Annotated in this window: 29 protein-coding genes and 1 pseudogene; 22 read left to right on the forward strand and 8 right to left on the reverse strand. The window is 70.6% G+C overall.

What is annotated here, in order from left to right:
- The first annotated feature begins 79 nt into the window (after positions 1-79).
- The gene (locus PCA76_RS15540) at positions 80-430 is read left to right on the forward strand and encodes a DUF3140 domain-containing protein (protein ID WP_272619404.1); all 351 of its coding nucleotides are present in this window, start codon (positions 80-82) and stop codon (positions 428-430) included.
- Positions 431-483: 53 nt separating this feature from the next.
- On the opposite strand, the gene PCA76_RS15545 is transcribed toward PCA76_RS15540, so the two are convergent.
- The 3 genes from PCA76_RS15545 to PCA76_RS15555 form a co-directional block, all read right to left on the reverse strand.
- Positions 484-729, reverse strand: a complete 246-nt coding sequence (locus tag PCA76_RS15545; RefSeq protein ID WP_272618897.1) for a hypothetical protein — start codon at positions 727-729, stop codon at positions 484-486.
- Between the two features lie 60 nt (positions 730-789).
- Positions 790-1,770: a LysR family transcriptional regulator gene (locus tag PCA76_RS15550; RefSeq protein ID WP_272618899.1), complete on the reverse strand. Its 981-nt coding sequence runs from the start codon at positions 1,768-1,770 to the stop codon at positions 790-792.
- 86 nt (positions 1,771-1,856) lie between these two features.
- Positions 1,857-2,465: a hemerythrin domain-containing protein gene (locus PCA76_RS15555; RefSeq protein ID WP_272618900.1), complete on the reverse strand. Its 609-nt coding sequence runs from the start codon at positions 2,463-2,465 to the stop codon at positions 1,857-1,859.
- 183 nt (positions 2,466-2,648) lie between these two features.
- On the opposite strand from PCA76_RS15555, the gene PCA76_RS15560 reads away from it, so the two are divergent.
- Together PCA76_RS15560 and PCA76_RS15565 are read left to right on the forward strand one after the other, a co-directional pair.
- Positions 2,649-3,977 carry a M20/M25/M40 family metallo-hydrolase gene (locus PCA76_RS15560; protein WP_272618902.1) on the forward strand — a complete coding sequence of 443 codons (1,329 nt, stop codon included), beginning with the start codon at positions 2,649-2,651 and terminating at the stop codon, positions 3,975-3,977.
- Positions 3,978-4,035: 58 nt separating this feature from the next.
- Complete coding sequence (locus PCA76_RS15565; RefSeq protein WP_272619406.1) at positions 4,036-4,698, forward strand: hypothetical protein; 663 nt, start codon at positions 4,036-4,038, stop codon at positions 4,696-4,698.
- Positions 4,699-4,760: 62 nt separating this feature from the next.
- On the opposite strand, the gene PCA76_RS15570 is transcribed toward PCA76_RS15565, so the two are convergent.
- From PCA76_RS15570 to PCA76_RS15580, 4 genes and pseudogenes are all read right to left on the reverse strand, one after another.
- On the reverse strand, positions 4,761-4,952 hold the full coding sequence (locus PCA76_RS15570; RefSeq protein ID WP_013734349.1) for a DUF5703 family protein: 192 nt from the start codon (positions 4,950-4,952) through the stop codon (positions 4,761-4,763).
- A 142-nt stretch (positions 4,953-5,094) separates the two neighbouring features.
- The gene (locus PCA76_RS15575) at positions 5,095-5,379 is read right to left on the reverse strand and encodes an SseB family protein (protein WP_336298067.1); all 285 of its coding nucleotides are present in this window, start codon (positions 5,377-5,379) and stop codon (positions 5,095-5,097) included.
- Positions 5,380-5,614: 235 nt separating this feature from the next.
- A pseudogene (locus PCA76_RS32840) lies at positions 5,615-5,890 on the reverse strand (TY-Chap domain-containing protein); the annotation flags it as partial.
- Entirely contained in the window at positions 5,887-6,306 is a 420-nt protein-coding gene (locus PCA76_RS15580; protein WP_272618910.1) for a YbaB/EbfC family nucleoid-associated protein, read from the reverse strand. The pseudogene PCA76_RS32840 and the gene PCA76_RS15580, both read right to left, overlap by 4 nt.
- Positions 6,307-6,398: 92 nt before the next feature.
- Here PCA76_RS15580 and PCA76_RS15585 point away from each other — a divergent pair, with 92 nt between their 5' ends.
- The 3 genes from PCA76_RS15585 to PCA76_RS15595 are packed head-to-tail and all read left to right on the forward strand — an operon-like array spanning position 6,399 to position 8,712.
- Entirely contained in the window at positions 6,399-6,731 is a 333-nt protein-coding gene (locus PCA76_RS15585) for a hypothetical protein (protein ID WP_272618912.1), read from the forward strand.
- Positions 6,728-7,789 carry a WXG100 family type VII secretion target gene (locus PCA76_RS15590; RefSeq protein ID WP_272618914.1) on the forward strand — a complete coding sequence of 354 codons (1,062 nt, stop codon included), beginning with the start codon at positions 6,728-6,730 and terminating at the stop codon, positions 7,787-7,789. The genes PCA76_RS15585 and PCA76_RS15590 overlap by 4 nt, the downstream gene beginning before the upstream one ends.
- Before the next feature lie 14 nt (positions 7,790-7,803).
- Positions 7,804-8,712 (forward strand): hypothetical protein, encoded by a 909-nt coding sequence (locus tag PCA76_RS15595; protein WP_272618916.1) that lies wholly within the window; start codon positions 7,804-7,806, stop codon positions 8,710-8,712.
- Positions 8,713-8,725: 13 nt separating this feature from the next.
- Here the strand turns inward: PCA76_RS15595 and PCA76_RS15600 are convergent, their stop codons facing one another.
- Positions 8,726-9,697, reverse strand: a complete 972-nt coding sequence (locus tag PCA76_RS15600; protein ID WP_272618917.1) for an aldo/keto reductase — start codon at positions 9,695-9,697, stop codon at positions 8,726-8,728.
- Between the two features lie 186 nt (positions 9,698-9,883).
- On the opposite strand from PCA76_RS15600, the gene PCA76_RS15605 reads away from it, so the two are divergent.
- The 16 genes from PCA76_RS15605 to mshC all read left to right on the forward strand — a co-directional run bounded on the left by PCA76_RS15605 (position 9,884) and on the right by mshC (position 25,548).
- Positions 9,884-10,936, forward strand: a complete 1,053-nt coding sequence (locus PCA76_RS15605) for an LLM class F420-dependent oxidoreductase (RefSeq protein WP_272618919.1) — start codon at positions 9,884-9,886, stop codon at positions 10,934-10,936.
- Positions 10,933-11,769 carry an undecaprenyl-diphosphate phosphatase gene (locus tag PCA76_RS15610; protein ID WP_272618921.1) on the forward strand — a complete coding sequence of 279 codons (837 nt, stop codon included), beginning with the start codon at positions 10,933-10,935 and terminating at the stop codon, positions 11,767-11,769. Before PCA76_RS15605 ends, PCA76_RS15610 begins: the two co-directional genes overlap by 4 nt.
- 163 nt (positions 11,770-11,932) lie before the next feature.
- Positions 11,933-13,396, forward strand: a complete 1,464-nt coding sequence (locus PCA76_RS15615; RefSeq protein ID WP_272618923.1) for a sugar porter family MFS transporter — start codon at positions 11,933-11,935, stop codon at positions 13,394-13,396.
- A 174-nt stretch (positions 13,397-13,570) separates the two neighbouring features.
- Positions 13,571-13,873 carry an urease subunit gamma gene (locus PCA76_RS15620; protein ID WP_272618925.1) on the forward strand — a complete coding sequence of 101 codons (303 nt, stop codon included), beginning with the start codon at positions 13,571-13,573 and terminating at the stop codon, positions 13,871-13,873.
- A 42-nt stretch (positions 13,874-13,915) separates the two neighbouring features.
- Positions 13,916-14,377: an urease subunit beta gene (locus PCA76_RS15625; protein ID WP_272618927.1), complete on the forward strand. Its 462-nt coding sequence runs from the start codon at positions 13,916-13,918 to the stop codon at positions 14,375-14,377.
- A 48-nt stretch (positions 14,378-14,425) separates the two neighbouring features.
- Positions 14,426-16,144, forward strand: coding sequence for an urease subunit alpha (locus PCA76_RS15630; protein WP_272618930.1), 1,719 nt, complete (start codon positions 14,426-14,428; stop codon positions 16,142-16,144).
- A gap of 60 nt (positions 16,145-16,204) precedes the next feature.
- A complete protein-coding gene (gene ureE, locus PCA76_RS15635) occupies positions 16,205-16,768 on the forward strand; it encodes an urease accessory protein UreE (protein ID WP_272618932.1) in 564 nt (187 codons plus the stop codon).
- Positions 16,769-16,790: 22 nt separating this feature from the next.
- Positions 16,791-17,468 carry an urease accessory protein UreF gene (locus PCA76_RS15640; RefSeq protein ID WP_272618934.1) on the forward strand — a complete coding sequence of 226 codons (678 nt, stop codon included), beginning with the start codon at positions 16,791-16,793 and terminating at the stop codon, positions 17,466-17,468.
- A gap of 60 nt (positions 17,469-17,528) precedes the next feature.
- Positions 17,529-18,158 (forward strand): urease accessory protein UreG, encoded by a 630-nt coding sequence (gene ureG, locus PCA76_RS15645; RefSeq protein ID WP_272618936.1) that lies wholly within the window; start codon positions 17,529-17,531, stop codon positions 18,156-18,158.
- On the forward strand, positions 18,155-19,072 hold the full coding sequence (locus PCA76_RS15650; RefSeq protein ID WP_272618938.1) for an urease accessory protein UreD: 918 nt from the start codon (positions 18,155-18,157) through the stop codon (positions 19,070-19,072). The genes ureG and PCA76_RS15650 overlap by 4 nt, the downstream gene beginning before the upstream one ends.
- Before the next feature lie 19 nt (positions 19,073-19,091).
- Positions 19,092-20,117 carry an urea transporter gene (gene yut / locus PCA76_RS15655; RefSeq protein ID WP_272618940.1) on the forward strand — a complete coding sequence of 342 codons (1,026 nt, stop codon included), beginning with the start codon at positions 19,092-19,094 and terminating at the stop codon, positions 20,115-20,117.
- A 27-nt stretch (positions 20,118-20,144) separates the two neighbouring features.
- Positions 20,145-21,806, forward strand: coding sequence for an ammonium transporter (locus PCA76_RS15660; RefSeq protein WP_272618942.1), 1,662 nt, complete (start codon positions 20,145-20,147; stop codon positions 21,804-21,806).
- A 196-nt stretch (positions 21,807-22,002) separates the two neighbouring features.
- On the forward strand, positions 22,003-22,725 hold the full coding sequence (locus PCA76_RS15665) for an MSMEG_4193 family putative phosphomutase (RefSeq protein WP_272618944.1): 723 nt from the start codon (positions 22,003-22,005) through the stop codon (positions 22,723-22,725).
- A 118-nt stretch (positions 22,726-22,843) separates the two neighbouring features.
- On the forward strand, positions 22,844-23,428 hold the full coding sequence (locus PCA76_RS15670) for a DUF3090 domain-containing protein (protein WP_272618946.1): 585 nt from the start codon (positions 22,844-22,846) through the stop codon (positions 23,426-23,428).
- Positions 23,425-24,243, forward strand: coding sequence for an SCO1664 family protein (locus PCA76_RS15675; protein WP_272618948.1), 819 nt, complete (start codon positions 23,425-23,427; stop codon positions 24,241-24,243). The genes PCA76_RS15670 and PCA76_RS15675 overlap by 4 nt, the downstream gene beginning before the upstream one ends.
- 66 nt (positions 24,244-24,309) lie before the next feature.
- Entirely contained in the window at positions 24,310-25,548 is a 1,239-nt protein-coding gene (gene mshC / locus PCA76_RS15680) for a cysteine--1-D-myo-inosityl 2-amino-2-deoxy-alpha-D-glucopyranoside ligase (protein WP_272618950.1), read from the forward strand.
- The last annotated feature ends 377 nt before the right edge of the window (positions 25,549-25,925 follow it).

The raw sequence follows: 25,925 nt of genomic DNA on the forward strand, positions 1-25,925 counted from the left end.
GGCCGCCGAGGGCCTGCACCCGAAGACCGACCAGGACGACCCGGAGACGTCCGGGCCGCCGCCGGCGAGAGGAGACCTGATGGTACGCGAAGCGCGGCTCGACCCCGAGGTGGAAGTGCTCTGGGAGGACTTCCACGCCGAGGTCAACGTCCCGTCCGAGCAACTGCGGACCTGGCTGCTGACCCGGGGTTCCGGGGAGGAGTCGTTCAGCCCGAACCCGAACCTCGACCTGCCCCAGCCGGGCCGGGAGATCCTCAAGGTGCTGAACAAGCGCAAGGTCGATCTCACCCCGGAGGACATCGAGGTGATGCGCGAGGCGGTCGAGCGGATCCGCGAGCTGATGGACGCCAAGCCGCAGCGCGGCAACGCCGACGACAACTGGCGGCACTCGCTGCTCGACCTGGGACACGACCCGCTCGTCGAACGCTGAGCGGTGCCACGCGACGGTGCCGTCCCGGGCAGGGACGGCACCGTCGCGTCGCGCTACTGGCCCTGGTTTGGCTCCAAACTGGCGATGGTCAGCCCCGCCGTGTCGGCGGCGGCGTCCCGGTCTCCCCGGGTCTGGTCCTCCCGGGTGAGCAGGTTGGCGTACTCGGTCACGTCGGCCGGGTCGGGCACCGCCGGCAGGCGGCGCAGGAACGCCTCCACCTCGCGGGTGGCGGCGGTGTGCGCGGCGGCCGCCTGGCGCAGCAGTTCGCGGTCGTCGGCGGGCGGGTAGAGGTCGGTCATATCCGCCAGATACCCGGCCAACGGCAGTTCGCACCGCAACCGGCCGGGATAACCTCCCGCTCAGTACGGTCGGAACCCGCTGGCCTGCCGGACGCCGAACCCCGGATTGTGCAACAGCCAGGCCAGGTACGCGGGATGCGGGACCAACGAGTCGACGTACGCCGCCTTGGCCGTCTCCAACACCCGCTCGGCCTCCTGTGCGGCGGGGGAGTCCGGATGCCAGCCGAGCAGCAGCCGCCAACGCAGCGGTATGCCGGCCAGCCGGCGGGTGACCAAGCCGGCCACCGGGCGGAACGTCGCCTGACACAGCGCCACCGCCACGCCGGCGTCCACCAGGTCGACACAGCCGCGGATGTCGGTCTCGTACACCTTCCGGGGGCTGAAGCCGGCGCGGGCGCAGGCGGCGGCGAAGCAGTCGCCGAAGCAGCCGTCGCCCGGCGCCGCCACCCACTGCTCGTGGCGCAGGTCCGCCAGGCGCACCTCGTCCTGCGCCGCAAGGGGGTGCGTCTCCGGCAGCAACACCAGCACCGGGTCGATGGCCACCTCCTGCCAGCTCAACCCGGAGCCGACCGACGGGCTGGCGTCGCCGCACACGCCGGTGAGCGCGAAGTCCAGTCGGCCGCCTGCCACCAACTGCGCCAACTCGTCCACCGACCAGGAGGCGTACGTGGTGATCTGGGCGGGGGGCTGCTCGGCCGCCAACCGGTGCACCAGCCGGCCCAGGATCGGGCTGTTCACCCCACCGAACCGGTGGCACGGCGGCGCGTCCCCGGCCCCGGCCAGGCGGGCCGCCTCGTCCTGCAGCCCCTTCATCGCCGGCAGCAGCACCCGGGCCCGGGCCAGCACCAGCTCACCGAGTGCGGTGGGCCGGGCACCGCGCCGGTCCCGGTCGAACAGCGGGCCGCCCAGTGTCCGCTCGATGCGCTGGAGCTGGGCGGTGAGCGCCGGCTGGGCCAGGCCGAGCGCCGACGCCGCCTTCGTCACACTCCCCGTCTCCGCGATCGCGCAGACCACCCGCAGGTGACGCAGCTCCAGGTTCATAAGGTGACGGTAGGACTACGCGTCAGCTGGCGGAATAGCCTGAGCGGATCGGTGATAATGAATGCAGTGGCGAGTGCCGCCGCTTCTCAGTCGCGGGGTGGCTCCGGCAGGTCCGCCAGGTACGTCGGCCGACGGGTCACCGCGTCGAGCACCTTGTCCACCACGCCGACCGCCGGCTCCACGATCCGGTTCCACGGAGGGGTGGCCGGGGTGCCCGGGTGCGGTCGGGTCGGCGCTGCCTCCTCGGCGATCTCCAGCCGGTTGCCGAGCCGGATCAGCTCCTCCTCGGTCGCGACCGCGCGCAGCTCGGTGACGAGCGCGCCCACCCCGTCGACGTGCTGGCGGACCCGCTCGGCGACCTCGGTCAGCGCCTCGTCCGTCAAACCCTTCAAGGCGCTCAGCAGGCCGGCGTCGGCGCTGATCTCGGCGTCCACCCGCTCGGTGGCGGCCGGCAGCGCGGCGCGTGCCGCCGGCAGCAGGTACTGCTCCTCGGCCGACAGGTGCCGCGACAGCGCGGCGGTGAGCACCGCCAGTCCCTCCTGGGGCGTGGTGTCCGGGCCGGTCAGCTGGTCCAGCAACGCCAACAGTTGGCGGTGCTCCTGGTCGACGATGTCGGCGATGCTGCGACCACCGGGCCGGTAGCCCTCCTCGGGTGTGGGCGCGGGCGGCAGCGGCGGCAGGGGAACGGTGGACATGGTGCCCTCCTCGACTGGCGGGCGGAAGCTCCGGCAGGGATGTGCGGTCGTGGGCGGCGGTACCCGAACGCGGTCACGGCGAAACCGGCCCCGTCGATGCGTTGCCCCGCGCGCGTCGGTGCGTCGGCCCGTCCGCGCCGGTGCGCCGGCCCGTCCACCACCTCGGGCTGGTATGAAGAGGCGATGACGAGCGATGCCGCCTCCGCCCGACCCGACCCGACCGCAGAGGTCGTGGACCTCTGCCGCGACCTGCTGCGTATCGACACCACCAACACGGGGGACAACGACACCAGCGTCGGCGAGCGCCGCGCGGCCGAGTACGTGGCGGAGAAGCTCGCCGAGGTGGGCATCGAGTCCGTCCTGCACGAGTCCGCCCCGGGTCGGGCCAACGTCGTGGCCCGCATCCCCGGCACCGACCCGAGCCGGGGCGCGCTGCTGGTGCACGGCCACCTGGACGTGGTGCCCGCCGACGCCGACGAGTGGTCCGTGCACCCGTTCTCCGGCGAGGTGCGCGACGGCTACCTGTGGGGCCGGGGCGCGATCGACATGAAGGACTTCGACGCGATGGTCCTCGCCGTGGTGCGGCACTGGCAGCGCACCGGCGTACGCCCCCCGCGCGACATCGTGCTCACGTACACCGCCGACGAGGAGGCCGGCGGCGACTACGGCGCGCGTTTCCTGGTGGAGAACCACCGTGGCCTCTTCGACGGCTGCACCGAGGCGATCGGTGAGGTCGGCGGCTTCTCGTACTCGGTCAACGACAGCCAGCGGCTCTACCTCATCGAAACCGCCGAGAAGGGGCTGGACTGGCTGCGGCTGCACGCCAAGGGCCGCCCCGGGCACGGGTCGATGATGCACGACGACAACGCGGTCACCGCGCTCGCCGAGGCGGTCGCCCGGATCGGCCAGCACCGCTTCCCGGTGGTGGTCACCGACACCGTGCGGGCCTTCCTGACGGAGGTCTCCGACGTGCTCGGTGTCGAGCTGGACCCGGACGACCCGGAGACGGCCATCGCCAAGCTCGGCCCGATCGCCAACATCATCGGCGCGACCATCCGCAATACCGCCAACCCGACGCGGTTGAGCGCCGGCTACAAGGACAACGTCATCCCCGGCCGGGCCACCGCCACCATCGACTGCCGCAGCCTGCCCGGCCAGTCCGAGCTGCTGGAGCGGCAGCTGCGCGAGCTGGTCGGCCCGGACATCGCGATCGAGTACATCCAGCGGCAGCCGGCGCTGGAAACCACCTTCGACGGTGACCTGGTCGAGGCCATGTCGGCGGCCCTGCGAGCGGAGGACCCGGGGGCGCGGCCGGTGCCGTACATGCTCTCCGGAGGCACCGACGCGAAGGCGTTCTCGCAGCTCGGCATCCGCTGCTTCGGGTTCGCCCCACTCCGGCTGCCCGCCGACCTGAACTTCTCGGCGTTGTTCCACGGCATCGACGAGCGCGTTCCGGTGGACGGACTACAGTTCGGCGTGCGGGTTCTCGACCGGTTCCTCCGGACCTGCTAGTCGTGTCCGGCAGTTGCCGCCGGCGCGCAACCTCCCCATCGTGAAGGGACTGCCCCACATGACCGACCAGAACGGTGAGCTGGACGCCGCTCTCGAGCGCGTGATCGAAGCGGCCCGCCACCACCTGGCCGCCGTACGCGCCGCTCAGGGCCGCGTCGACGACGACGACGTCTGGCAGGCGTACGTGGCGTTGAACAACGCCTCCTTCGCGTACGACGAGCGACTGCTCGACGCCTTCGGCGAGGTGACGCCGTGGGATGTCGACTCGATCGACCCGGACGAGGCCGACGAGCGCTTCGGCGGCGCCGACGGGGCCGAGGCCAGCGACCCGCACCCCCGGGTGATCTCGGTGCGCCAGCGCCGTGACTACCGGGTGCCGAGCGTTTCGGCGCTGCTGCGGGTGGCCGAGGCGGCCCGCCGCGAGGGCACCCCGGAGGACGACGAGCCGGCACCGGTGGAGGGCGTCGGCGAGGCGGTGCTGGAGCTGCTGCAGAGTGGCGACGGCTCACTCGGCGCGTTGGACGTCCCCGAGCTGGAACCGCTCGACGGGGTGGTCATGGTCAGCGAGGTGGGCACCCCGGTCGACCTGGAGTCGTTCGACGACGACGACGCGGTCGGCCCGTTCCAGCCAGCGGTCGACGACCGGCTGGTCGGCCGGCTCGACGAGCACCCGTTCCTGGAGCTCGACGACGATCACGACCACGCCGGGCACCAGCACTAGTCCCAAAGGCCGTCCTGCCGCCCCGGGGCCCGCACGGGCCCCGGGGCGGCACCGCCCGGTTTTTAGTACGACAGGCCCGGCTGCGGCTGGTTGACGCGACGCCTACGTAGCACCACCTGCCGCGTGCCGTCCCGGTACAGCCGCACCCGGGCCAACTCCCATCCGGAGAACTCCGCCTGGATCGCCAACTGCGCCGCGGCGGTCAACCGGTCGACGTTCGGCGGCAGCCGCAGCGGCGCGTATTCGTAGTCCATGCCATCCATGCTGCCCAGCCCAGCGGCCGTTCGCCACCCCCTCCAGGGTGACCAACGACGCTGCCGTGGGCGGTTCGTGCCGCCCTGTGCACGCTCGCGTGTTCCCGGCCGCCCGCTCGCGTGTGCGCTGCGGCGCAGGCCGTCAGCCGGTGGGGACGTTCACCGTCAGCAGGGCCGCCAGCGCCGGCGCGGCCAGGGCGACCGCCCGGGCCCCGCCCGGGTCGACCACCAGCCCCCACGACGGGTCCGGCCAATCCTCGAGCAGTTCGGCGCAGGGCAGCGCGACGAACGGCACGCCGTCCCCGGCGAACGCGGCGAGCGCCTGGGGTGAGCTGAAGACGGGCAGCAGCGGCGCGCCGGTCGCATCGCCGACCACCGTCCAGGGAAGCCGGCGTCCGCCGTCGGTTCTCCCGCCAGTGGGACGCACACCGTGGCGCCGGCCAGCACTCCGAGGTAGCCGGGCAGGTCGCGCCGGTCGGCGGCCGCGGCGAGCAGCGCCACCACCGCCGGCTCCGCCGCCTCGACCGGTGCCGGTCGCGCTGGCTCGGCGGGTGCCGGTTGCGCTCCTCGGCGGGTGCCGACCGCGCCGCCGATCCGGCGTGGGTGGCCGGTGGCACCGCCCGGCAGGTGAGCGCGCCCGGCTCGTCGGTCAGCACCTCGGCGGCGGTCCGGGCCACGAACACGCTGAGGCGCTCCACCTGGTCCGGAGTGCGCGGTGCCTCGTACCACCAGCCCGGCCCGTCGGTCGGGCGATGCCAGCCGAGTGCGGCCAGGCGTGCCTCGTCGTGGCTCGGGCAGACCACCCGCACCACCTCGCGGCGCACCAGTAGCCGGATCCCGCGCGGACCGGCGGAGAGCTCCAGGTCGGTGTCACGGTCGCAGCGGGCGACCGTTTCCCGCAGCCGCGTGACGATCTCCGGCCAGGTCGGCGACGTCACGCCGGTGAGCCCGGCAGCCGGTCGTCGAGCCGTCCGATCCGGGCGACGGTCTCCTCCAACCGGCCCAGCGCCGAGAAGTCTCCGGGCTTGCCGAACAGGTCGGTGAGGCCCGTGCCGAGCGCGGCCTCCAACCCGTCGGTGTGCTCATCGACGTGCTCGGTGGCCGTCGCACGGGCCCGCCGGTACGCGTCGAGCACCAGCTCGGCCACCCCCTCGGTCCCGGTGCGCAGGGCTGCGGGCGCGATGGTGAGGCCGGTCAGCGCGCCGGTGGCGTCGACGGTCGCCGAGACCAGGCCGCTCTCGTCGGTCGCGGTGCCGGACAGCTCGGCCAGGTTGTCGCGGAGCCCCGCGAACCGGCTTTCGATGTCGGCGATCCGCCCGGCGAGCGCGTCGAACGCGGACATCGGGTCACTCATGAGATCCCTCCCCCGTGGACCGTGCGACCGGGTGGTGCCGGTGGCCGGGAGATCGTATCGTCGGTGCGCTCGACACATGGGGGAGGAACGGCATGCCGCCGGATATCGATGTCGACGTGCAGACGGTCCGTCGATTGGAGACGGCCGCAAAGCAGGTCGCCAGCTCGCTCGCCGCGCTGGAGAGCCAGATCGTCTCGGCTGGTGACGTCCCACCGGACGCCTTCGGCCACCTGCCGTTCGCCAGCGACATGCTCCGCGCGAAGTACGCCGAGCAGGTCACCGGCGGCGTGGAGCTGTTCGGCGCCGCGAATGCCGCGTTCGGCCGGGTCGCCGGCGCGTTGGCTGACACGGTCGAGGCGTACGAGCGCACCGAGCAGGACCTGGACGCCGGGTTCAAGGCCATCCAGTCGGGGCTGCCCGGATGAGCGGGCCGGCCGGTAGCGCCGTCCAGTTGTGGAACGGCCTCGACAACGCGCTCTCCGGGGTGCAGGACGCGGTCGACAGTGTCTGCCGGACCCTGGCCTGGCCGCTCATCCAGGTCGTCGACATGGTCGACGGTGAGCCCGCGGCCCTGCGCGCGAAGGCCGCCGAGTGGGACGCGCTGGCCGCACAGGTGCGTGACCTGGCACAGGGGCACCGCGGCGTCCGCGAGGCCGCGCAGCCCGGGTGGCGTTCACCCGCCGGCGAGGCGTACGGCCAGCGGCTGGCCGAGGTCGAGCAGCAGATGCTCGACGTCGCCGAGCAGTTCGCCGCGACAGCCGAGTACCTGCGCAGCGTCGCCGACGGTCTGCAGACCGTGCACGACGTGCTCGTCGATCTCTGCGTCGAGTTCGTGAACTTCCTGCTGGTCACGCTGGTGACGGCGTTGCTGATGGCGCCGTTCACCGCCGGGGCGTCCTGGGCGGCCGGCATGGGCGTCGCCGTGACCAGGGGCCTGATCGTGCTCGCCCGGATGTTGAAGGTCATCCGGCCGCTGGCGACGCACCTGCAGAAGGTCATCCGCCTGCTCCAGCGGGTCATGCTGCAGCTGCGCAAGTTGCGCGACCACCTCGACAAGCTGGTCGACATGCAGAAGAAGCTGCGCACCGGCCAGAAGTACGCCGACAAGCGGCGCGCCGCCGGCAAGGCTGACAAGTGGCACCACAAGTTCCTCGACCCCACCAAGGGCACGTACAAGTTGGGCAAGTCGGGTTCGCCGTTCGACATGGGCGCTCTCGACCGGGCCGCCGCGCTGCGAGCGCACGGCCTCACCGACGGTGCCCGGGTGATCGCCCGGGACTGGGCGACCAACCTGCCGTGGAACGTGCCGAACTCGGTCGTCCATGGGGTCACCTGGGGGACCGTCGCGTTGACCAGCGGCCTCTCCGTTCCCGGCAGCGACCAGGTCGGCGACCAGATCGACCAGGCGGTGCAGGGCGGCGCCGACTGGATCGACCACAATGTCTTCGGTCAGCCGCCGGCAGGTCAGCCGGCGGGCCGCTAGGGAAGGAACGCGTGATGTCAGGGGAGCGAGGCCGGCTCGGTCGGTTCACCGACGCGCTGCTCGGTGGCGTGCGGGCCGCTGGGGACAAGGCTCGTGAGCTGCGCGACGAGTTCCGTACCAGCGACGAACCCGAACGTGCCCTCGTCGCGCCGCTGCTGCCGGGTCAGGAGCTCCGTTACGTGGGGCTCGGCCCGGTCCGCGCCTCGGAGACGCACAAGGCCGGCCGACAGCTCGCCGACGTGATGGGCGACGAACTGGTCGACTCGCTCGACCCGAAGGTGCTGTTCGGTCTGCTCAACATCGTCAATCCGGTGGTCTGGGTGGATGCGGTGCTGGCGCCGGTGCGGCTGGCCGCGGGCGTGCTCCTGCTGCCGGGCAACGCCGGCGCCCTCGCGGCCGGCCTGCCGCAGGCGGCCGAGCCGGAGCCGGGCCGCCCGCCACACCAGCCGGCGCAGCGTGAGCCCATCGTGCTCACCGAAGAGCAGGAGGCGTTCCGGGCGCTGTTCCGGCTGAGCCAGTACCGCCCGCTGGCCGACCAGCTCGCCGAGATCGCCTACCGGCGCCGGTACGTCTTCAGCGGCGACCTCGCCACCCTCGCCGGCAGTCTGCTGCTCTTCCTGGAGCGCTACACGGGCACACCGCTGGCGGTGACCGACACCCATCTCCACCTGCTGCGGATGGGGCTTCGCCCCGACGCCGACCGGCCTGACCGGCGCCAACCGCGAGTGCTGTGGAGCGTGGAGCGCGGCCGGGTGGCCCGGGTCGACTCCGAGCGGGGCATGGCCGGGCTGGTGCAGTTCTCCTCCACCGTCTTCTTCGACGACGGCTCGTGGATCCGGCTCACCCAGCCCGCGCTCCGCGACGACCAGTCGCGCTTCCTGACCGCGATCCACGAGATCCCCGGCCAGCGTCCGAGGCCGTGAGCCGGCCCGCGGGTCAGCCGTCGCGCTCGGGGTAGCCCACCGGCACCGCGGAGACGTCGTCCAGCGCGGTGGTGATCTCCTCGGGAAGTGTGATGCGTTCCACTTGGAGCGCGCCGAGCAGTTGCCCCACCGTCCGGGCGCCGAGGATCGGTGCGGTCACCCCGGGCCGGTCCCGGATCCAGGCCAGCGCCACCTCCAGCGGCGACACACCCAGCCCACCGGCCGCCGTCGCCACCGCCTCGACGATGCTGGAGCAACGCGGCTCCAGGTACGTGGCGACGAACCGCTCGAAGTGCGGCGAGGCGGCCCGGGAATCCGCCGGACGGCCGTGCCGGTACTTGCCGGTGAGCACTCCCCGGCCCAGCGGTGACCAGGGCAGCACGCCGAGGCCGAGCGCGTCGCACGCGGGCAGCACCTCCCGCTCCACGCCCCGCTCCAGCAGCGAATACTCCACCTGGGCGGCGACCACCGGTGCCCGTCCCGGCCAGGCGGTCTGCCAGGCGGCGGCCCGCGCGGTCTGCCAGCCGGAGAAGTTCGACACCCCGACGTAGCGGACCTTGCCGCTGGCCACCGCGTGGTCCAGTGCGGCGAGGGTCTCCTCGAGCGGGGTGTCCGGGTCGTACCCGTGCACCTGGAACAGGTCGACGTGGTCCGTGCCGAGCCGGCGCAACGACGCGTCCAGGGTGCGCAGCAGATGCCCCCGGGACCCGTCCCGGCGCCGGCCGCTGCCGGGGCGCAACCCCGCCTTGGTGGCGATCAGCAGGTCGTCGCGGGGCACGAGGGTGCCCAGCAGCGAGCCGATCACCGACTCGGCGTCACCGTCGCCGTACACGTCGGCGGTGTCGATCAGGTTGCCGCCGGCGTCCAGGAAACTCTTCAGCTGGGCGGCCGCGTCGTCGGCGTCGGTGTCCCGGCCCCAGGTCATGGTGCCGAGCGCGAGCCGGGAAACCGCCAGCCCGCTTCGGCCGAGCGGTCGCTGCTGCATGGGTGAACCTTATTTCGAACCTGCCGATACGGATATCCTCGCTCCCGTCATCTCTGCCGGTTCTGCCGGTTCCGCCGACGGCGGGCACCGCGACGGATGGGGATCATTGGTGGAGAGCCGGTGATCGAGTCCGTTATCGGCATTGCGTAACCTGGTGCGACCTGTGCCACGGATGGGGGAGGACCAGTGCGACTCGGGCTCAGTCTTGGATATCAGACAGCGTGGAGCACACCGGCCGACCACTTGGCGCTGGCCCAGGAGGCGGACCGGCTGGGCTACTCGGTGGTGTGGGCGGCGGAGGCCTACGGCTCCGACTCGCCCAGCATGCTCGCCTGGATGGCCGGCCAGACCGAACGGATCGACGTCGGCGCCGCGGTGATGCAGATCCCCGCCCGTACGCCGGCCGCCACCGCGATGACCGCCGCCACCATCGACGCGCTCTCCGGCGGTCGGTTCCGGCTCGGCCTGGGAGTGTCCGGCCCGCAGGTCTCCGAGGGCTGGCACGGTGTGCGCTTCGCCAAGCCCCTCGCCCGGACCCGCGAGTTCGTCGACATCGTCAAGCTGGCCATCGCCCGCAAGGAGGTGGCGTACGACGGCGAGCACTACACGCTGCCGCTGCCGGACGGTCCCGGCAAGGCCCTGCGGCTGGGCTTCCACCCACCGCGCGAGCACATACCGATCTATCTGGCCGCGGTCGGCCCGAAGAACCTGGAGCTGGCCGGCGAGATCGCCGACGGCTGGTTGGCCGTGTTCTACTCCCCGGAGTTCGCCGACGAGCAGCTTGCCTCGGTGAGCGCCGGGCGGGCCAAGGTCGGCAAGGAGCTGGCCGGGTTCGACGTGGTGCCGTCGGTGCCCGTGGTGATCGGTGACGACGTGGCCTCCTGCGCCGAGCTGGTGCGCTGGTACGCCGCTCTGTACGTGGGCGGGATGGGCAGCCGCCAGCAGAACTTCTACAACCAGCTCGCCACCCGGATGGGCTACGGCGACGCCGCCCGCGAGGTGCAGGACCTGTACCTGGCCAAGCGGCAGCGCGACGCGGCGGCGGCGGTGCCGATGGAGTTCATCGACCGCACCTCGCTGCTCGGCCCGAAGGAGCGCATCGCCGAGCGGATGCGGGAGTACGCCGCCGCCGGTGTCACCACCCTGTCGGTGACCCTGTTCGTGGCCGACCGGGACAGCGGCGTGCAGACCCTGCGTACCGTCGCCGAGGCACTCGACCTCTCGGGAGTCGGCGAGTGACCTGGGTCGAGGCCATCGTCCTGGGCATCGTCCAGGGACTGACCGAGTTCCTTCCGGTCAGCTCGTCCGGGCATCTGCGGATCACGTCGGCGATCTTCTTCGACCGGGACGCCGGCGCGTCGTTCACCGCGGTCACCCAGCTCGGCACCGAAGCCGCCGTGTTGATCTACTTCGCCAAGGACATCTGGCGGATCACCCGGACCTGGCTGGTCGGCATCAGGGACAAGTCGGTCCGTTCCAGCCTCGACTACCGGATGGGCTGGTACGTGATCGTCGGCTCGATCCCCATCGGGCTGTTCGGTTTCCTGTTCAAGGACCAGATCAAGACCGCCGGGCGCAACCTGTGGGTCGTGGCGACCACGTTGATCGTGTTCGCGTTCGTGCTGGCGTTCGCCGAGTACTGGGGGCGGCAGACGCGCACCCTGCAGAACTTCCGGATGAAGGACGGCGTGGTGATGGGCTTCGCCCAGGCCATGGCGCTGGTTCCCGGGGTGTCCCGCTCCGGCGGCACACTCACCGCCGGTCTGCTGCTCAACCTGACCCGGGAGGCGGCGGCACGGTACTCGTTCCTGCTGGCCATCCCGGCGGTGGTGATGTCCGGTGTGTTCAGCCTCGGGGACGTCTTCGAGCCGTCCGCCCCGGGCACGTCCGTACCCACCGTGGCCCAGACGATCGTGGCCACCGTCATCGCGTTCGGCATCGGCTACGCGGCCATCGCCTGGCTGCTGCGGTACGTCGCCCACCACACCCTGTACGTCTTCGTGCTGTACCGGGTCGCGCTGGGCACTCTGGTCCTGGCCCTGCTGATGACCGGCACGATCAGCGCCACCTGATCCGCGCGTACCCGCGGCCCCCGGCCCCCGTCCCAGTTGGGGCGGGGGTCGGTCCGTCTTTTCGGTCATTCCGCATCAGCTGGATCTAGCGGCTCTATCCTCTCGATATCGGGCTCTCTCCCGGATGGCATCCGCCGATGGCTCGCGTCAGAGGGGGACGACCGTGACTGCCAGCGGCGACGCGAAGCGCGGGCGGGGGAGGCCACCGAGACGCAACCTCATCGCGGTCGTCTCGATCGTCGTGCTGTCCGGCGCGTTCTTCGGCTACGACCAGGGCGTGATCAGCGGGGCGCTTCGCGACATCCGCCAGACCTTCGACGCGAACACCTTCGCCGTCGAGGTGGCGGCGAGCTGGGTGACCCCGGGGGCGCTGGTGGGTGCCCTGCTCGGCGGTCACCTCGCGGACCGGATCGGTCGCCGGGGGGCGCTCTGGGTCGCCGCTGTCACGTTCGTGGTCGGCACGATCCTGCAGGCGGTCGCGCCGGTGATCGGAGTCATGTTCGGTGCGCGGTTGATCCTGGGGCTGGGCATCGGGGTGGCCTCGGTCGCCGGGCCGATGTACGCGGCCGAGGCCGCGCCGGAACGGATCCGTGGCAGCCTCCTGGCGGTCTACCAGTTCTCCACCACCTTCGCCATCTTCATCGGTTATCTGGCCGACGAGCTGTTCGAGGCGGGCAACTCCTGGCGTTACCTGCTGGCGGCGGCGGCGCTGCTGGGGGTGGCCCTCGCCCTGGTCACCACCGTGATCCCCGACTCGGCCGTCTGGTATTTCGGACGAGGTGACAAGCGCCGGGCGGAGGCGTCTTTGAAGGCGACCGTCCCGGAGCGGAAGGTGCCCGAGCGGCTGCACGCCATCGAGAAGGGCCTCTCGGCCGGCAAGGCGGGTTGGCGGGAGGTGCTCTCGCCACGGTGGCGGCGTCCGTTGGCGCTCGGTGTCGGCATGGCGCTGTTCCAACAGTTGACCGGAATCAACGGGATCATCTACTACGCCGATGAGATCTTCTCGGCCGCCGGGTTCCACACCCCGCAGGCGCAACTGGCCGCGACCACCTGGGCGATCGGCGGGGTCGATTCACTCTTCACGCTGGTCGCGGTGGCCTTCCTGGATCGGCTCGGCCGCCGGCCGCTGCTGCTGGTCGGGCTGCTGGGCATGGCGGTTTCACTGGCGGTGGTCAGCATCAGCTTCGCGAAGATGGCACCGGCGGCGCAGACGGCCGGGGCGACGGGGCACCATCCCACCGACGCGGGCATCTTCCTGCTGATCGGTGTGGTCATGTTCGTGGCGTTCTACGCGATGTCGATCGGACCGACCGCCTGGACCGTCATCAACGAGATCTTCCCGGGCCGCATCCGGGGCCGCTGCGTCGCGATCGCCTCCGCTACCCACTGGGGCACCGAGTACCTCATCACGCAGTTCTTCCTGAGCATGCTCGATGCCCTGGGGAGATCGGGTGTGTTCGCTCTCTTCGGCGGCACCTGTGTGCTCGGCTTCCTGTTCATCTGGCGGTACCTGCCCGAGACGAAGGGCAAGACCCTCGAAGAGATCCAGCAGATGTGGCAGGACGACGCTCGTGCTCGTCGCCCGCACCGTGCCAACGGCCGGTCCACCGGAACGACGGGGACGTGATTTCCGGCTTCTGACCCGCTACGCAGGGGCGCGGCGTACGGTTCGATCGAAGCCGTCGAAAACGGATCTACTGGACAAAGCAGTTTATTTTGGTCGAGCTCCAACGCTCACCCTGTGGCGAATCCGCTCGGCGCGATGGCGGCTCCCGACCGACAGTCGTGAAGGACCAGGACAGTGCATCTGACACCAAGGGAATTCGACAAGCTGACGATCCTCTCGATGGCCATCGTCGCCAACGCACGGAAGGCCAGGGGAGTGAAGCTCAACCACCCCGAGGCTGTCGCGGTGATCTGCGCCGCCGCCCTGGAGGGGGCCCGGGATGGCAAGACCGTCGAAGAGGTCATGAACGAGGCCCGCAGCACGCTCAGCGCCGACGACGTGATGCCGGGCGTGCCGGACATGCTGCCCATGATCCAGGTCGAGGCGGTCTTCACCGACGGCTCGCGACTGGTCACTGTGCACTCACCGATCCGTTAGGCGCAGCAGCCCAGACGCGATCTCCAGGAAGGTGGAGCAGAAATGGCCAACCAACATCCCGGCCCCAACTCCAAGCACGTGCGGCCCATCGGCGGCTACGTGCTGAGCGACCAGCCACTGGAGTTGAACGCGGGTCGGCCGGTTACCGAAGTCGTCGTCCACAACACCGGTGACCGACCGATCCAGGTCGGCTCACACTTCCACTTCTTCGAGGCCAACCGCATGCTCGCCTTCGATCGTGAGGCGGCCTTCGGAAGGCGGTTGAACATTCCGGCGACGACATCCATCCGCTTCGAGCCGGGCGACAAGAAGACCGTGGAGCTCATTCCCTTCGGCGGGCAGCAGCGCGTCTACGGGTTCAACGGCCTGGTGCAGGGGTGGAGCGGCAGCGAGTCGACTCCCAGCTACCGGCCGGACCGGACCGAGGCGATCCACAACGCCAAGACCCGGGGCTTCAAGTTCGGCCCGGAGCAGCAGGACAGCCCCAAGGGCAAGAAACAGTAGATCCACTATCCCGCAGGGCTGCCAGCCTCGGGCAGGAGAGATGATTCGATGAGCCAGATTTCGCGGCAAGAGTATTCCGGGATGTACGGCCCCACGACGGGTGACCAGATCAGGCTCGGCGACACCGACCTGTACATCGAGATCGAGAAGGATCTCCGGGTCCTCGGCGATGAGGTGATGTACGGCGGGGGCAAGACGTTGCGCGACGGCATGGGGGTCAACAACCAGTACACCAACGCGCAGGGTGGCCTGGACCTGGTCATCACGAACGTGACCATCCTCGACGCGACTCTTGGCGTGATCAAGGCTGACGTCGGTGTCAAGGACGGCAAGATCGCCGGCATCGGCAAGGCCGGCAACCCGAACGTCATGGACGGGGTCACCCCCGAGCTGGTGACCGGTCCGGGCACCGAAGCCATCTCCGGCGAGCACCTCATCCTGACCGCCGGTGGCATCGACACGCACGTGCACCTGGTGACGCCGCTCCAGGCGTACGCCGCCCTGAGCAATGGCGTGACCACCCTGTGGGGCGGCGGCACCGGCCCGACCGACAGCACCAACGGCGTCACCATCACTCCCGGTCCGTGGAACCTCCACGCGATGATGCGGGCCTTCGAGACCATTCCGATCAACATCGGCCTGATGGCGAAGGGCAACAGCACCGGACGCGCGCCCCTGGTGGAACAGATCATGGCCGGCGCGCCGAGCTTCAAGATCCATGAGGACTGGGGTGCGCCGCCGGCCGTGATCCGGGCCTGCCTGGACGTCGCCGACGAGTTCGACGTGCAGGTCAGCATCCACACGGACACCCTCAACGAGAGCGGCTACCTCGAGGACAGCATCGCCGCGTTCGAGGGCCGGACGATCCACACCTTCCACACCGAGGGCGCCGGTGGTGGACACGCACCGGACGTCATCAAGGTCGCCAGCCAGATGAACGTGCTGCCGAGCTCGACCACGCCGACGGTGCCCTACGGCATCAACAGCCAGTCCGAGCTGTACGACATGATCATGGTCTGTCACAACTTCAACCCGCAGGTCCCCTCGGACGTGGCCTTCGTGGAGAGTCGGATCCGGACGGAGACGATCGCGGCCGAGGACGTCCTGCTCGACGAGGGCGTCATCTCGATGATGCAGAGCGACTCGCAGGCCATGGGGCGCGTGGGCGAGACCTGGCTGCGGACCATCCAGCTCGCCGGGCAGATGAAGACGGCCCGCGGCAAGCTCGCCGAGGACTCCAGCGCCAACGACAACTTCCGGGTGCTGCGGTACGTGGCCAAGATGACCATCAACCCGGCGATCACCCAGGGGATCTCGCACGTGCTGGGCTCGGTCACGCCGGGCAAGATGGCCGACCTCGTGCTCTGGGAGCCGGCCTTCTTCGGTACGAAGCCGAAGCTGGTCCTCAAGGGCGGCATGATCGCCTGGTCGATCATGGGCGACCCGAACGCCTCACTGCCGACCCCGCAGCCGGTCTACTACCGGCCGTCGTTCGCCGCGTTCGGCAGTCAGCTCGCCAAGACCTGCGTGACCTTCGTGTCCCGGGCCGCGCACGAGAACGGCATCGCCGAACAGCTCGGTCTGCAACGGCAGGTCATGCCGGTGTACCGGACCCGGGGCCTCACCAAGCGGGACATGGTCCGCAACGACAGGACTCCCAAGCTCGAGGTCGATCCGGAGACCTTCGCCGTGAAGATGGACGGCGTGCACGCGACCGTGCCGCCGGCCAGGAACCTGCCCCTGAGCCAGCTCTACTTCTTCAGCTGACGCCGCCGGGGCCGTCTCGTCCGTGCCTGGCCCCGGCATACCGACCGAAAGGAGAGGCCCGTGCTCGTCGAGACGGTGCTGGGCAACATGAACGAGCCGGACTGGACGCTCCGCCTCCGGGAAGCGCGCATCGACGACCTGGTCCTCGACCAGTGGGACGCCCAGAAGAGCCGAATCCGCAAGATGACCAGTTCCGGGGCGGAGTTGTCGGTCTCGCTGGAGCGTGGGGTGCGGCTGCGCGACGGCGACGTCCTCGCCTGGGACGACCTGACCGCCACGGCGGTGGTGGCCCGGGTGCAGTTGGGCGAGGTGATGGTGGTCCACCTCGACAAGTTGCGCGGCGAGTCAGCTGAGCTGCTCATCCGCTCGGCCGTCGAACTCGGGCACGCCATCGGCAACCAGCACTGGCCGGCCGTGGTCAAGGGCACGAAGATGTACGTCCCGCTGACCGTCGACCGCAAGGTCATGGACTCGGTGATGCGCACCCACGCGTTCACCGGGATCACCCACGAGTTCGTTCCGGGAACCGAGGTCATCGCGTACCTCGCTCCGCACGAGTCGCGGCGGTTGTTCGGTGGCGCCGACTCGACGCCGCACTCCCATCTCCCCGCCGACCTCAACTGAGCAGGGCCGGACGGTGCGCACCATGGCCGAAACCCTGAAGCTGTTGCAGTTTGGCGACTCGGTCTTCCCGGTTGGCGCCTTCTCCTTCTCCAGTGGCCTGGAGATGGCCGTCGAGCACGGTGTCGTCCACGACCGGACGACCCTTCAGGACTACGTCCGGACGGTCACCCGGCTCGCCGCCACCGGGGACGGTGTCGCCCTGCTCGCCGGGCACCGTGCCGCCACCGCCGGGGACCTCGACCGGATCCGGCGCGCCGACGAAGCCGTCCACCTGCGCAAGATCAACGAAGAGATGCGGATCATGTCCGTACGCATGGGACGCAAGCTGGCCGAAGCCGCGACCCGGATCGTCGGGGAGACCCTGCTCAAGAAGCGGCTCAGCGAGTCGGCGACGGGCGCGCCGGTCACCTATCCGGTCGCGCTCGGGGTGGTCTTCGCCGACCTGGGGGTGCCCGAGGAGGACGCTTTCGCGGCCCACCAGTACGGCGCGGCCTCGACGGTGCTCAGTGCCGCCATCCGGTTGATGCGGGTCGACCACCTCGACGCGCAGTCGATCCTCTTCGCGGTCAACGAGAAGGTCGCCGACGACTACCGCGACGTACGCACCGCGGATCTCGACGACATGCAGACCTTCGGGCCCCACATCGATGTCCTGGCCGCCGCGCACCAGCACGTCCACGTGCGGATGTTCATGAGCTGAGGGCCCAGCACCGCGATCCACAACTTCCTGGAAACGTCTCTCAGAAGGACTGGTCACATCATGAAGTCGGCAAGTCGTATCGGCGTCGGCGGCCCGGTGGGCAGTGGCAAGACCGCGATCATCGAGGCCGTCGTGCCCCGTTTCGTGGACAACGGACTGCGGATCCTGGTGATCACGAACGATGTCGTCACCACGGAGGACGCGAAGCACGTGCGACGCGCCCTGACCGGGGTCCTGGTGGAGGAACGGATCCTCGGGGTGGAGACCGGGGCCTGCCCACACACGGCCGTGCGTGAGGACCCGAGCATGAACCTGGCCGCCGTGGAGGACATGGAGTCCAGGTTCCCGGACAGCGACGTGGTGCTGATCGAGAGCGGCGGGGACAACCTCACCCTGACGTTCAGCCCCGCCCTCGTCGACTACTTCATCTACGTCATCGACGTCGCGGCCGGCGACAAGATTCCGCGCAAGAACGGCCCAGGGATCTCCAAGTCCGACATCCTCGTGATCAACAAGACCGATCTCGCGCCCTACGTGGACGCCGACCTCGAACTCATGGCGCGGGACGCGGACATGATGCGCAATGGCAAGCCGGTCGTGTTCACCAACTGCAAGACCGGCGAGGGCATCGACGACCTTGTCTCGCTGATCCGCCGCAACGCGCTCTTCGACACCGAAGTGGTCGCATGATCACACTGGACGATGCGCGGGAACTGGCGCCGTACCAGGACCAACCGGCACAGTTGCCCGCCGCGTCCAACGGCAAGGTCGGCGTGCTGCGCCTCGGGTTCGAGAGGCGTGGCGATCGGACGATCCTGCACGATCTCTACCGGCAGTCACCGCTGCTGGTCCAGCGGGCGCTCTACTGGGACGAGGAGATGCCGCAGCTGCCCTGCGTCATGATCCTGACCACCTCCGGCGGTGTGCTGCAGGGTGACCGTCTGCGGATGGACGTCGACCTGGCGCCGGGCAGCCAGGCGCACCTGGTGACCCAGGCCGCCACCAAGATCCAGGAGATGGACGCGAACTACGGCTCGCAGATCCAGCGGTTCACCCTGGCCGAGGACACCTACCTCGAATACCTCCCGGAGCCCGTGATTCCGTACCGGGGCAGCCGGTTCGTCACCGACACCCGGGTGCGGCTCCCGGAGAGCGCCACCATGCTCTACGGCGAGGTCCTGCAGCCCGGCCGGAAGTACTACCGCGACGGCGAACTCTTCGCCTACGACCTCTTCTCCGCCTCGTTGCGCGCGGAGCGACCCGACGGCCGGCAGTTGTTCGTGGAGAAGTTCGTGGTGACCCCCGGGCAGTTCCCGGTGGCGCGGCTCGGGGTCATGGATCGCTTCCACATCTTCGGCAACGTCGTGCTGCTCACCGGTCCCGAGCGGGCCGCCCGGGTCTTCGACCGGACCTCGACGCCGGTCTGGGACGAGGAGACGCCGCTGGCCAGCGCCGTCAGTCGGCTGCCGAACGACGCGGGGCTCATCTTCAAGGTCCTGGGGCAGGAGACCGAGCCGGTTCGTGCCGCGGTACGCGCCTTCTGCGTGGCAGCCCGCGAAGAGGTGACCGGTCGAACCTTCCCGCCGGCGTTCAGCTGGCGATGACGCACCGAAGGAGGACGCCGTGACAAGTGTGACCCGGGGCTGGGACAGGCTGAGTGACCGCAACCCGTTGATCGCGTTCGTCGACGCCTGCCTGCGCGGGCCCGCGCAGGTCGTCCTCCAGAACAACCCGCTCACCGGCCTGCTCGTCCTCGTCGCGATCGCCTGGGGAGCGTTCGAGAACGGGCAACCACGGATCTTCGGGGGAGCGGTCCTCGGTCTTGTCGTCGGCACCGCCACGGCCGTCGCCCTCCGGGTGGACGATGCCTCGTTACGGAAGGGACTGTTCGGCTTCAGCCCACTGCTGACCGGCATCGCCGTCCCGACATTTCTCGATGACCGGCCGCTGATGTGGCTCTACCTGGTGCTCGGCGCGGTGGCCACGACGGTGGTCACCCTCGCCCTGAACGCGATCTTCAAGACCTGGGGCCTGACCGCGTTCACCATGCCGTTCGTGCTGACCACCTGGGTGCTGCTGCTGGCCGCGTACCAGTTCGACCGGTTCACCGTGCTGACCAACCTGAAGCCGATGTTTCCCGGTGCGGGGCAGTTGACCGGTGGCCGCTTCAACTGGGACCTGGTCCCCACCTTCCTGCGCGGGGTGTCCCAGATCTACCTGATCAACAGCTGGGTCACCGGGTTGATCATTCTGGTCGCGCTGCTGGTCAACTCCCGCTGGTCGGCGCTCTTCGCGGTGATCGGCGCCGTCGGCGCGACCCTGCTGGCGCTCTGGTTCGGCGCCGACGCGACCTCGCTGGACAAGGGCCTGTTCGGCTTCAACGCGGTGTTGACGGCGATCGCCGTGGGCGCGGTGCTGCACCGCCCCGGAGCGCTGGTGACCCTCTACACCCTCTTCGGAATAGCCCTGACGCTCTTCGTCCAGATGGCCCTGGCGACCGTGCTCACGCCGCTGGCCATCCCGGTGCTGACCGGACCGTTCAACATCGCCACCTGGTTGTTGCTGCTGCCCAAACGGCACTTCGCGCCGGTGCCCAACCACGAACGCGCCAAGGAGACCGTCGTCTCGACGGTGAAGCACTCCGTCTGACCGTACCGAGAGGAGAGGTGAGCTTCCGTGCTCGCTCAGGACGCGGTGAACTCGGGCGACACCGCCTGGGTGCTGGTTTGCGCCGGCCTCGTGTTGTTCATGACTCCCGGCCTGGCCGCCTTCTACGGCGGGATGGTCCGCACTCGCAACGTGCTCGCGATGTTGCAGCAGAACATCATCGCGCTGGGAGTCGTCAGCCTGACCTGGGTGCTGGTCGGCTACACCATCGCCTTCGGCGACGACGCCGGCACTGGCCTCTTCGGTAACCTCGAGCTCTTCGGCCTGACCGATCTCCGGGTCCCGCCCGCGCCACACCTGCACGTGATCGCCGGCCAGGTGACCATTCCGACCCTGGCCTTCGTCGCCTATCAGATGATGTTCGCGGTGATCACCCCCGCGCTCGTCACCGGGGCCACGGCCGGCCGGTTGAAGTTCGCCGGCTGGGTCGCGTTCCTGGCGATCTGGTCCATCGTGGTCTACGCGCCGATTGCGCACTGGCTCTGGCACCCCGACGGCTGGCTGGCCCGGTTCGGCACCCAGGACTGGGCGGGTGGGATGGTGGTCCACGCCTCGGCGGGAGCCGCGGTGCTGGGCACGTTGCTGGTCGTCGGGCGCCGCCGTGGTTGGCCGCGTACCGCCTCCCCGCCCAACTCGATCCCCCTGACGATCCTCGGCGCGGGCATTCTCTGGTTCGGATGGTTCGGTTTCAACGGTGGGGACGGACTCCAGGCCAACGGCCTGGCCGCCCAGGCGGTGATCAACACCCATCTCGCGGCTGCGGCCGGCATGCTCGTCTGGCTGGTGGTGGAGCGGTTGAAGGACGGCCACAGCACCGTGGTGGGCGGCGTCTCCGGTGCTGTCGCGGGGCTCGCGACGGTCACTCCCGCCGCCGGGTACGTCAACACGATCTCCGCCATCGCCATCGGCGCGATCGCCGGGCTCGTCTGCCACTTCGCGCTGCGGTTGAAGTACCTGCTCCGGCTCGACGACGCGCTCGACGTCCTCGCGGTCCACTTCGTCGGCGGCATGCTCGGCTCGCTGCTGGTCGGCTTCTTCGGCGACAGTGGCATCAACCCGCTCGGCAAGGACGGTCTCTTCTTCGGCGGCGGCGGATCCCTGCTCTGGCACCAGATTGTCGGCGTGGTCAGTGTGGTGCTCTTCTCCTTCGTGCTCAGCTGGGCGATCGCCGCCGCGGTGCAGGCCGTCATCGGGCTCCGTGCCCCCGCCGAGGTGCAGGACAACCTGGACCATGCCCAGCAGGACGCCGACGCGTACCACCTGGGTGGCGTGGCGGGTCTCAACGGCACGGGCGCACCGCAGCGCCGGAGCCAGCCCGGACGGGAACGCGTGGCTGAACGGCCCGCCCGGACGGTCCAGAACGCCCGGCTGGTCACCGCGACGGTCAATCCGACGCTGCTGCCGACCACCCGGGAGCTACGCGATGCCCTGGTCGACGCGGGAGCCACCTCCATCGTGCTCTTCGACGCCACGGTCGCCACCGCCGAACCGACCGCCCGTTCGCTGCCCCGTGGCTACTGGCAGGACCAGGATCTCGCGGGCCGGGCCCGGGTCGAGGTGGTGGTGGAGCGCGAGGCGGTCTCCGCGGTGCTGGACGTGCTGGGTCGTTACGGCGCCGAACGGTCGGAGTGCTTCGTGCAGGACGTCCAACTCGCGACGGACGTTCGCTGAGCTGGGGCGCGTTCGTGCGGGGGCGAGGTCAGCTCCGGGACCGGCCGGAGCGGACGAGGAGCGACAGGGTGGACAGGGATTGGGCATTTTGCTGGCACCCGGCCGTGTCATCCCGTTTCGCGCCGGATGGCACCCGGGCGGCGCGGACACTGGTCGGGCCGGAGGGCGCCGCCCCCGGCCGGGCGCAGGTCATAGGGTGGTCCCCGTGGCGACTCTTCTGCTTCTGCGACACGGCCGGACGACCGCGAACGCCGACGGCGGCTTGGCCGGCCGGCAGCCGGTCGAGTTGGACGAGACGGGCCGGGTCCAGGCGGCCGCGGTCGGCGAGCGACTGCGGCCGGTGCCGCTCGCGGCGGTGGTGACCAGCCCGCTCATCCGTTGCCGGCAGACCCTGGAGCTGGCGCTGCCCGAGGCCGCCCCGGTGGTGGAGGAGGGGCTGATCGAGTGCGGCTACGGTGCCTGGGAGGGGCAGCCACTGAAGAAGTTGGCCAAGGAGCCGCTCTGGCCGGTGGTCCAGCAGCACCCGAGCGCCGCGGTCTTCCCGGAGGGGGAGGCGATGGCGGCGATGGCAGCACGGGCGGTCGCGGCGGTACGTGCCTGGGACGCCCGGGTCACGGCCGAGCACGGTCCGGAGGCGGTCTGGTTGGCGTGCAGCCACGGCGACGTGATCAAGGCGATCGTGGCCGACGCGCTCGGCGTACACCTGGATCTTTTTCAGCGGATCGTCGCCGACCCGGCGTCGGTGACGGTCATCCGGTACACCGCGCTGCGGCCGTTCCTGCTACGGCTCAACGATACCGGGGGTGACCTGGCCGGACTGGTGCCGCCGCCGCAGAAGCGGCGCCGGCGGACGCCTCGGGCGGCCGGCGCGGCCGACTCCGACGCGCCGGTCGGCGGCGGCGCGGGGGCCGGCCGGTGACCGACCAGCGCCCGCCACGCCCGGGTGCGAAGCCCGGTGCACCGGGCGCGGCGGGCCACGCGGTGATTCGGGTCGGTGGGGTGCGCGACCCCATGGCGGGCCGGATAGGGTCGTGGGTATGACCCACCAGGTGCATGCCTTCGAACCGCCGGAGCGGTTCGTCGCCGGGACTGTCGGGGCGCCGGGGGAGCGCACGTTCTTCCTGCAGGCCCGCGGCGGCGGCAGGCTGGTCAGCGTCGCGCTGGAAAAGGTCCAGGTGTCCCTGCTCGCCGAGAAGCTGGAGGAGCTGCTCACCGAGGCGCAGCGTCGCTTCGGGGTGGACCTGCCCGAGCTGGCGCCGGTGATCGGTGACAACGAACCGCTGGACACGCCGGTCGATGAGGAGTTCCGGGTCGGGACCCTCGGGCTGGCCTTCGACGTGGACACGGCGACCGTGGTGATCGAAGCGATCGCCGCGGGCGAGGTGGAGCCCGAGGTCGAGCTGGGCGATGAGGACGACGAAGACGACGACGAGGACGAGGACGACGAGCCGGACGAGGACCTGGACCGGCTCCGGGTCCGGCTCACCCCGCAGGCGACCCGCCAGTTCATCGAGCGGGCCCGGCGAGTGGTCAACGCGGGCCGGCCGCCGTGCCCGCTCTGCGGCCAACCGTTGGACCCCGCCGGGCACCTCTGCCCGCGGCACAACGGTTATCACCGGTGACCTCGTCCGGCCTCCAGCCTCGCCAGGACGGCGACGCCGCGCTGCGGCTGTTACGTGACGGCGCGCTCGATCTGGAGGGTCGGCTGGTCGACGCGTCGAACACGACGCTGCGCGGCATCCTGACGCTGGACGGGCTCACCGCCCGGTGCGTCTACAAGCCGGTCCGTGGCGAGCGTCCGCTCTGGGACTTCCCCGACGGCACCCTGGCCGGGCGGGAGGTCTCGGCGTACCTGGTCTCCCGGGCCACCGGCTGGGGCCTGGTGCCGCCCACCGTGCTGCGCGACGGCCCGTTCGGTCCCGGCTCCTGCCAGCTGTGGATCGACGAGCCGGAGGACGCCGAGCCGCTTGTCGGTTTCCTCCCGGCGGGGGAGCTGCCGCCACGCTGGATCCCGATCGCCGCGGCTCAGGACGAGGACGGCGCCGCGTACGCGCTGGCGCACGCCGAAGACCCACGGTTGGCCCGGCTCGCGGTGCTCGACGCGGTGATCAACAACGCTGACCGTAAGGGCGGTCACGTGCTGGTCGGGGCCGACGACCGGATCTACGGCGTGGACCACGGGGTGAGCTTCCACGTGGAGGACAAGCTGCGTACGGTGCTGTGGGGTTGGGCTGGCAAGCAGTTGCCCCCGGACGCCGTGGAGATGCTCGACGGGCTCGCCGGGCAGGTCACCGGAGCGCTCGGCGACGAGCTGGCCGACCACCTGACGATCAGCGAGGTGGCCGAGTTGGCCTCCCGGATCGACCGGCTGCGGGAAACCGGCCGCTTCCCCCAGCCGCCGGAGGACTGGCCCGCGATGCCCTGGCCGCCCATGTGACCCGCTGTCATCTTGATCACCCGTGGGGCGCTCCGGCGGCGTCCTCCGGCTGGCTAGGCTGATCCCATGGAGTCTTGGGCGGGACACGAGGTGCCACGGCTGCCGGGCAGGGGCGAGCCGCTGGCCTTGTACGACTCGGCGCGGCAGGGCGTCCACCCAAGTGAGCCGGTGGACGCGGGGACCATGTACGTCTGCGGCATCACCCCGTACGACGCCACGCACCTCGGTCACGCCGCCACCATGATCACGTTCGACCTGGTGCAGCGGATGTGGCGGGACGCCGGCCGTCCGGTGCGCTACGTGCAGAACGTCACCGACATCGACGACCCGCTGCTCGAGCGGGCCGCCCGCGACGGCGAGGACTGGGTCGTCCTGGCGATGCGCGAGACGGCGCTGTTCCGGGAGGACATGGAGGCGCTGCGGCTCATCCCGCCGGCGCACTACGTGGGAGCGGTCGAGTCGATCCCGGACATCGCCAACAAGGTCGAGGTGCTGCTCAAGGACGGCGCCGCGTACCGGCTCGACGACGGCACCGGCGACATCTACTTCGACATCTCCGCCACGCCCCAGTTCGGCTACGAGTCGAACCTGACCCGCGAGCAGATGCTGGAAGTTTTCCCGGAGCGCGGCGGGGACCCGGACCGCGCCGGCAAGCGTGACCCACTGGACCCGCTGCTGTGGCGTGGGGCCCGCGAGGGTGAGCCGTCCTGGCCGGGCGGGGAGTTGGGCCCCGGCCGCCCGGGCTGGCACATCGAGTGCGCGGTCATCGCGCTGAACCTGCTCGGCGACCGGATCGACGTCCAGGGCGGCGGCAACGACCTGCTGTTCCCGCACCACGAGGCATCCGCCGCGCACGCCGAGCGGCTCACCGGCCAGGCGCCGTTCGCCGAGCACTACGTGCACGCCGGCATGATCGGCCTCGACGGCGAGAAGATGTCCAAGTCCCTCGGCAACCTGGTCTTCGTGTCCCGGCTGCGCGCCGACAAGGTCGACCCGATGGCGATCCGGCTGGCGCTGATCTCCGGGCACTACCGCAGCGACCGCACGTGGACCGACGACCTGCTGGCCACCGCTCACGAGCGCCTGGACCGCTGGCGGCGGGCCGCCGCCGCGCCCGCCGGGCCGTCCGGGGCTGAGCTGCTGGCCGGGGTACGCGAACGCCTGGCCGACGACCTCGACACACCTGGCGCCCTGGCTGCAGCAGACCGCTGGGCCGACGCAACCCTCGCCGGTGCGGCGGACGACCCGTCCGCCCCGGCCCTCTTCGCGAACACGGTAGACGCCCTCCTAGGCATCCACCTCTAACAGCCGCCCCCAGCGCCCGGCCCGCGCCTCAGGTCCGGGGCCGCACCCCAAGTCCCCGTCCGCGCCCCAAGTCCCCGTCCGCGCCCCAAGTCCCCGTCCGCGCCCCAAGGTCCCCGCCCGCGCCCCAAGGTCCCCGCCCGCGTCGATCATGGAGTTGTGGTGGCCGATATGCGGCGTTCCACACCCTTTGCGGCGCACCACAAGTCCATGATCGATGGTGCGCTCCGGGCCTGGTGCTCTCGCTCCCCGCGATCTTGCGATTCCTGCCCTCGCAGAAGGGGCGGGGCGGGGCATAAGGACGACAGCTAGTGCAAGATCGGCGGGGCTGGGGCTGGGGCTGGGGCGGTGTGGGGCGGGCGGGGCTTGGGCGGTGTGGG

It is taken from the genome of Micromonospora sp. LH3U1, from assembly GCF_028475105.1.
Classification (GTDB): Bacteria; Actinomycetota; Actinomycetes; order Mycobacteriales; family Micromonosporaceae; genus Micromonospora.

Excerpts from the sequence above, each read along its gene's own strand:
- PCA76_RS15540 (WP_272619404.1), top strand. The coding sequence starts at position 80 with ATGGTACGCGAAGCGCGGCTCGACCCCGAGGTGGAAGTGCTCTGGGAG.
- PCA76_RS15545 (WP_272618897.1), bottom strand. The coding sequence starts at position 729 with ATGACCGACCTCTACCCGCCCGCCGACGACCGCGAACTGCTGCGCCAG.
- PCA76_RS15550 (WP_272618899.1), bottom strand. The coding sequence starts at position 1,770 with ATGAACCTGGAGCTGCGTCACCTGCGGGTGGTCTGCGCGATCGCGGAG.
- PCA76_RS15555 (WP_272618900.1), bottom strand. The coding sequence starts at position 2,465 with ATGTCCACCGTTCCCCTGCCGCCGCTGCCGCCCGCGCCCACACCCGAG.
- PCA76_RS15560 (WP_272618902.1), top strand. The coding sequence starts at position 2,649 with ATGACGAGCGATGCCGCCTCCGCCCGACCCGACCCGACCGCAGAGGTC.
- PCA76_RS15565 (WP_272619406.1), top strand. The coding sequence starts at position 4,036 with ATGACCGACCAGAACGGTGAGCTGGACGCCGCTCTCGAGCGCGTGATC.
- PCA76_RS15570 (WP_013734349.1), bottom strand. The coding sequence starts at position 4,952 with ATGGACTACGAATACGCGCCGCTGCGGCTGCCGCCGAACGTCGACCGG.
- PCA76_RS15580 (WP_272618910.1), bottom strand. The coding sequence starts at position 6,306 with ATGAGTGACCCGATGTCCGCGTTCGACGCGCTCGCCGGGCGGATCGCC.
- PCA76_RS15585 (WP_272618912.1), top strand. The coding sequence starts at position 6,399 with ATGCCGCCGGATATCGATGTCGACGTGCAGACGGTCCGTCGATTGGAG.
- PCA76_RS15590 (WP_272618914.1), top strand. The coding sequence starts at position 6,728 with ATGAGCGGGCCGGCCGGTAGCGCCGTCCAGTTGTGGAACGGCCTCGAC.
- PCA76_RS15595 (WP_272618916.1), top strand. The coding sequence starts at position 7,804 with ATGTCAGGGGAGCGAGGCCGGCTCGGTCGGTTCACCGACGCGCTGCTC.
- PCA76_RS15600 (WP_272618917.1), bottom strand. The coding sequence starts at position 9,697 with ATGCAGCAGCGACCGCTCGGCCGAAGCGGGCTGGCGGTTTCCCGGCTC.
- PCA76_RS15625 (WP_272618927.1), top strand. The coding sequence starts at position 13,916 with ATGGCCAACCAACATCCCGGCCCCAACTCCAAGCACGTGCGGCCCATC.
- PCA76_RS15630 (WP_272618930.1), top strand. The coding sequence starts at position 14,426 with ATGAGCCAGATTTCGCGGCAAGAGTATTCCGGGATGTACGGCCCCACG.
- PCA76_RS15640 (WP_272618934.1), top strand. The coding sequence starts at position 16,791 with ATGGCCGAAACCCTGAAGCTGTTGCAGTTTGGCGACTCGGTCTTCCCG.
- ureG (WP_272618936.1), top strand. The coding sequence starts at position 17,529 with ATGAAGTCGGCAAGTCGTATCGGCGTCGGCGGCCCGGTGGGCAGTGGC.
- PCA76_RS15650 (WP_272618938.1), top strand. The coding sequence starts at position 18,155 with ATGATCACACTGGACGATGCGCGGGAACTGGCGCCGTACCAGGACCAA.
- PCA76_RS15670 (WP_272618946.1), top strand. The coding sequence starts at position 22,844 with ATGACCCACCAGGTGCATGCCTTCGAACCGCCGGAGCGGTTCGTCGCC.
- mshC (WP_272618950.1), top strand. The coding sequence starts at position 24,310 with ATGGAGTCTTGGGCGGGACACGAGGTGCCACGGCTGCCGGGCAGGGGC.